The sequence below is a fragment of the Streptomyces sp. SBT349 genome (genome assembly GCF_001083795.1).
In the GTDB taxonomy this organism is placed as follows: domain Bacteria; phylum Actinomycetota; class Actinomycetes; order Streptomycetales; family Streptomycetaceae; genus Streptomyces.
In genome coordinates this window covers 1-5,015 of the sequence record NZ_LAVK01000455.1, presented here as the reverse complement: position 1 = coordinate 5,015, position 5,015 = coordinate 1, and the positions used below count along the sequence as shown (strand labels likewise).

At 73.0% G+C, this 5,015-nt stretch carries 6 protein-coding genes and 1 pseudogene; 3 read left to right on the top strand and 4 right to left on the bottom strand.

The window, feature by feature from the left end; all coding sequences use genetic code 11:
* Positions 1 to 823 (top strand): annotated as a pseudogene (locus tag ADY01_RS40065) (hypothetical protein); the annotation flags it as partial.
* Between the two features lie 15 nt (positions 824 to 838).
* On the opposite strand, the gene nucS reads toward ADY01_RS40065, so the two are convergent.
* Positions 839 to 1,516, bottom strand: a complete 678-nt coding sequence (gene nucS, locus ADY01_RS32655; RefSeq protein ID WP_049580364.1) for an endonuclease NucS — start codon at positions 1,514 to 1,516, stop codon at positions 839 to 841.
* Positions 1,517 to 1,804: 288 nt separating this feature from the next.
* On the opposite strand from nucS, the gene ADY01_RS32650 reads away from it, so the two are divergent.
* Positions 1,805 to 2,197 (top strand): SCO5389 family protein, encoded by a 393-nt coding sequence (locus tag ADY01_RS32650; RefSeq protein WP_049580363.1) that lies wholly within the window; start codon positions 1,805 to 1,807, stop codon positions 2,195 to 2,197.
* Here the strand turns inward: ADY01_RS32650 and ADY01_RS32645 are convergent.
* Positions 2,166 to 3,236: an LLM class flavin-dependent oxidoreductase gene (locus ADY01_RS32645; protein WP_049580362.1), complete on the bottom strand. Its 1,071-nt coding sequence runs from the start codon at positions 3,234 to 3,236 to the stop codon at positions 2,166 to 2,168. The two genes, ADY01_RS32650 and ADY01_RS32645, sit on opposite strands and share 32 nt — an antisense overlap.
* A 198-nt stretch (positions 3,237 to 3,434) precedes the next feature.
* Between ADY01_RS32645 and ADY01_RS32640 the strand changes: the two genes are divergently transcribed.
* Positions 3,435 to 3,749 (top strand): hypothetical protein, encoded by a 315-nt coding sequence (locus ADY01_RS32640; RefSeq protein WP_049580365.1) that lies wholly within the window; start codon positions 3,435 to 3,437, stop codon positions 3,747 to 3,749.
* A gap of 42 nt (positions 3,750 to 3,791) precedes the next feature.
* Here the strand turns inward: ADY01_RS32640 and ADY01_RS32635 are convergent, their stop codons facing one another.
* The gene (locus tag ADY01_RS32635) at positions 3,792 to 4,703 is read right to left on the bottom strand and encodes an ABC transporter permease (protein ID WP_053171457.1); all 912 of its coding nucleotides are present in this window, start codon (positions 4,701 to 4,703) and stop codon (positions 3,792 to 3,794) included.
* A complete protein-coding gene (locus tag ADY01_RS41110) occupies positions 4,700 to 4,849 on the bottom strand; it encodes a hypothetical protein (RefSeq protein ID WP_234320505.1) in 150 nt (49 codons plus the stop codon). Before ADY01_RS41110 ends, ADY01_RS32635 begins: the two co-directional genes overlap by 4 nt.
* Positions 4,850 to 5,015 lie beyond the last annotated feature (166 nt).

Genomic DNA, 5,015 nt, shown 5'->3' with positions numbered 1-5,015 from the left:
CTCGATCACCCGGGTGAGGTCGTCGGCGCCCGCGCTGCCGCCCGCGGGCGCCGACGACCTCACCCGGGTGCTGCGCCGCCCGCCGCCGCCCGTCCCCGACGTGCCGAGCGGGCACCGGAGGAACGCGGTCGCCGCCGCCGCGGGCGCCGTCGTGCTCGCCGTGCTCGGCACGGTGGTTGCGCTCGGCATGGGCGGCGAGTCCGAGGAGAGCGCCCCGGAGGACGGCGACAGGACCAGCCCCTCCCGGCTCGACGAGAGCCCGTCCGAGGAGGAGCCCGAGCCCTCGGGCTCGCCCAGCGACTCGCCCGAGGCCGAAGAGAGCCCGAGCCCTTCCGACCCGCCCTCCGAGTCCGAGACACCGGAGAGCCCCGGGACCACCGATCCGGGAACGCCCTCGGAGCCCGGCTCCGGCGGGGCCGGCGCCTCCGACGGCGGCCCCGGCGGAGGAGATCCGGGGGGCACCGACCAGGGTGGCGCCGACCAGGGCGGAACGGACGAAGGCGGAACGGACCAGGGTGGCGCCGACCAGGGCGGGACGGACCAGGGTGGCACGGACGAAGGTGGCGCCGACCAGGGCGGGACGGACCAGGGTGGCACGGACGAAGGTGGCGCCGACCAGGGCGGAACGGACCAGGGTGGCACGGACGAAGGTGGCACCGACGAGGGTGGGACGGACGAAGGCGGAACGGACGAAGGTGGCGCCGACGAGGGAACGGAGGCCGGGGCCGCCGAGGGCGCCGACGGCGGCCAGGACGCCGCCGCGGGCGGCGCCACGACGGCCGAGCCCTCACCCACGTGGTTCCGGTGGGGCTCCACCGCCTAGCGCCCGCGAACAGCCCTAGAACAGCCGCAGCTTGTCGTCCTCGACCCCGCGCAGCGCGTCGTAGTCGAGGACGACGCAGCGGATGCCCCGGTCCGTGGCCAGCGTCCTGGCCTGCGGCTTGATCTCCTGTGCGGCGAACACGCCCGAGACCGGGGACAGCAGCGGGTCGCGGTTGAGCAGCTCCAGATAGCGCGTCAACTGCTCGACGCCGTCGATCTCCCCGCGCCGTTTGATCTCCACGGCGACCGTCGCGCCCCCGGCGTCGCGGCCCAGGATGTCCACCGGCCCGATCGCCGTCGGGTACTCGCGCCTGACGAGGCTGAAGCCCTCGCCCAGCGTCTCCATCCGGTCCGCCAGAAGCTCCTGGAGGTGCGCCTCCACACCGTCCTTGATCAGGCCGGGGTCGACGCCCAGCTCGTGCGAGGAGTCGTGCAGGATCTCCGCCATCGTGATGATCAGCTTCTCGCCCGCCTTGTTCTGCACGGTCCAGACGGCGCCGCCGCCCTCCTCCTCCGTGCTCTCCTTCAGCGTGCACGGCGGCGACATCCAGTTGAGGGGCTTGTAGGCCCGGTCGTCGGCGTGGATCGAGACGGACTGGTCGGCCTTGACGAGGATCAGCCGCGGTGCCAGGGGCAGATGGGCGGTGAGCCGTCCGGCGTAGTCGACCGAGCAGCGGGCGATGACGAGACGCATGGACTCAGCCTAGAGGCTGCCGCCGCGGACCCCGACCGCGTCCGCCCGCCCCGGGACGGCGTAACGGGCGGCGCGTTCCGACACGGGTGAAACGTGCGTGAGGGGAGGGATCCGCCCGTGGCCAGATATGTGCCCGTTCCACTGACATGTACGGGTCCATCAGCCTACGGTGGGGCAGGGGGCGTCGCCGGCGTTCGGAACCAGCGGAGTGCGCGGTGACGGGGCGGCGGAGATGCTCCCGGCCCGTCCGCCAGACCTCCTTGCCAGGGGTCGCGAGAGGAGAATTCCATGTCGCTCGACGTCTCACCGGCGCTGTTGGAGCAGGCCGAGCGAGGCGAGGTCGACGAGGCGCAGTTCGTCGACTGCGTTCGAACATCGTTGCCTTTTGCCTGGCAGATGATCAGTGATCTGGTCGCCCGGCTCCAGGTCGACGGTGGCGACTTCGCCGACAACACCACGCCACCCCCGGACGAACAGGCGCGCGGTCAACTGCTGCGCGCCCTCGCCAGTGACGCCATCCGGGGTGCGCTGGAGCGCCACTTCGGCGTGAAACTCGCCTTCCAGAACTGCCACCGGGTGGCGGTCTTCCCGCTCGGTGCCGAGTCGGGTGCGACGCACACCCGGTTCACGTCGATTCGCAACCAGATACTCAACCAGTCGCCGGAGCTGCGGGACTGCTGACGGCGGTCTCGGGTGCTGCCGCTTCCACCGGTCCTGCCAGGTTCCCCAGGAGCGGCAGCACGTCCGCCGCGAGACGCCGCACGTTCGTCTCCGTCACCGCCATGTCGCCCGAGCCCTCCGCCAGCAGCGCGAAACGGGTGATGCCGGTGCGTTCCATGGTGGCCGTCAGCCGGTCCGCGCAGAGCTGCGGGTTCCCCACGGGGTGGATCTCGCACAGCAACTCGGTGTAGGCGAGCGGGTCGCGCATCTTCCGCGGGCCGCCGTCGAGCGTCTGGTGGGCCCCGAGCCCGCGCCGCAGCCAGCCGGGCAGCGAGCGCCGCAGCGTCTCGACCGCCTCGGTGTGGCTGTCGGCGACCTGCGCGATGCCCGCCGAGACGTGGTCGCCGTCGGGGCAGTGCCCGGCCTCCTCGGCGGCCTTGCGCCACAGCGCGACCATCTCGGACTTCTCCTCGTCCCCGATGTGCATGCCGAGCAGCATCGGCAGCCCGCGCTCCGCGGCCAGCCTGACGGTGCCCGGCGACGTACACGCCACCACCATCGGCGGCTGCGTCTCGGGGCGCGGCACGACCGGCACCTCCCTGAACCGGTACCAGTCGCCGTCCGCGCCCACGCGCGGCTCGCGCAGCCAGCGCAGCAGCAGGTCGAGCGACTCGGGGAAGCCGTGGGTCAGCTCCTCGACCCCGGAGCCGAACACCTCCAGGTCCACCCAGGGCCCCCCGCGCCCCACGCCCAGCGTGAACCGCCCCTCGCTCGCCAGGTGCAGCAGCGAGGTCTGCTCGCCGAGGGCCACCGGGTGGCCGGTGGTGAGGATGCTGATGGCGGTGCCGACGCGGATCCGCCGCGTCCGGCCGAGCAGGAGGGCGGCCAGGGTGACCGCCGAGGGACAGACGCCATAGGGAACGAAGTGGTGTTCCGCCACCCAGACCCCGTCGAGCCCCACCTCGTCCGCCACTTCCGCGGACCGTACGGCCCTGCGCAGCGCCTCGGCGTCGCTCTGACCCGGATACTGACCGGCCAGCACAAATGTTCCCATCCGCATCGGTCGCACCGCTGTCTACCCCTCTCACCGTGGTCCCTTCGGACTCCTCTGCCCCGATCTCCCTGTCGGCAATAACGCGGGACACCTGCCGGGGGCACGGGCCGCCGGTAAGTTTTCCGATGATCACCGAAAGCGCCCGAAATGCCGGTGGATACACTCGACGGCACAGGCCGTTCCACGATCCAGAGGTGTGTGCTCGTGTCCCCCCGTCGCAATCGCCCGCGCGCCGCCGACCGGCCGCAGGACCGCCGAGGCAGCGAGTACGGTCTGGAGCGGACGGAGCTGTGGCGGGGCGAGGAGTGGGTGGTGCGGCGCATCACGGGCGGCGCCGCGGCGAAGCACTACCGGTGCCCCGGCTGCGACCAGGAGATCCCGCCCGGGGTGCCGCACGTGGTCTCCTGGCCGCAGGCGGGCGCGGTCGACGACCGCCGCCACTGGCACGGCTCCTGCTGGAACGCGCGCGACCGCAGGGGAGCCCGGCCCGCGCGGTCGCGGAACGCGCCACGCTACTGATCCGGCGGTGCGGCCACGCGGCGATCCGCCGCGGTCTCGCCGTTACGCGTCCGTGGAGTTGAGCTTGGCGTAGGCGGCGATCAGCACCGCCACCGTGATCACGGCGAGCAGGCCGAGAAGCGACCAGCCGCCGTTGGGCTCGTCCCCCATGATCGGGATGTCGAAGAGCGAGGCCAGGCCGTTGAGCGGCGAGTACTCGATCAGCTTCTCCCGGGCGGTCTCCAGGCTCTCGCCGACCAGGAACAGCCCGGCCAGCAGCGGGAGCAGCACGATGCCGAGCATGGTGGTGATGGCGCCCGCCGAGTGCCGCAGCAGCGCGCCCACGGCGAGCGCGAGGAGGCCGAGCACCGAGACATAGAGCGCCGCGCCGACGGTCGCGCCCACCACCTGGCCGGTGGTGGCGACGAGTTCGCCCCTCTCGATCGACTCCGACATGGCCACGTCGTCCCAGGCGTACTCGGGGACGGACTGGTCGCTCAGCAGGGCGCTCTGGATCAGGGCGGTCGGCACGCAGGCGGCGAACGTCATGAGGAAGGAGAGCAGGAAGAACACGATCGCCTTGGCCGTCAGCACGCGCCCGCGCCGGGGGCACGCGGTGAGGGTGGTGCGCATCATGCCGGTGCTGTACTCGGAGGAGATGACGAGGACGCCCAGGGTGATGACGCAGATCTGGCCGAGCATCAGGCCGAAGAAGCCGCCGGCCAGCAGGGGCATGCCGACGTAGTCGTCGCCGCTGACGGAGACGGCGAAGAGCAGGCCGATGCCCACCGTGAGGACGAACATCATGACCAGCGTCCACACCGTGGAGCGGACCGTGCGGATCTTCGTCCACTCGGAGGCGATCGCGTGCCCGAGGTGCGCGCGGGCGGCCGGGAGCGGCGCGGGACCCGCGGGGGCCTGGACGGGCGGCAGGTGGGGCGAGGCCTGCTGCGGCAGCGGGATCGAGGCGGTCATCGGGCATCCTCGGTGTTCGGCGGGGTCGGGTCGGCGTCGTCACCGGCGGGCGGCGGCGCCGGGGCCGCGACGGCGGGGACGCCGAGGGCCACGGTCGCGCCGGGCGGCGGGGCGTCCAGCGTGCGGACGGGGGTGCCGAGCGTCATCGTGGCGCCGCCTGTCGGCGGGGCGTCCCGCGGCGCGGGCGCTGGGGCGGCCGTCGGCTTCGGCACGGCCGCGGGCACCGCCCCCGCCGCCGGTGACTGGACCGCGGACCCCACGCGTCTCTCGTTCTCCGTCATGGGCACCACGGACCTCCACGGCAACGTCTTC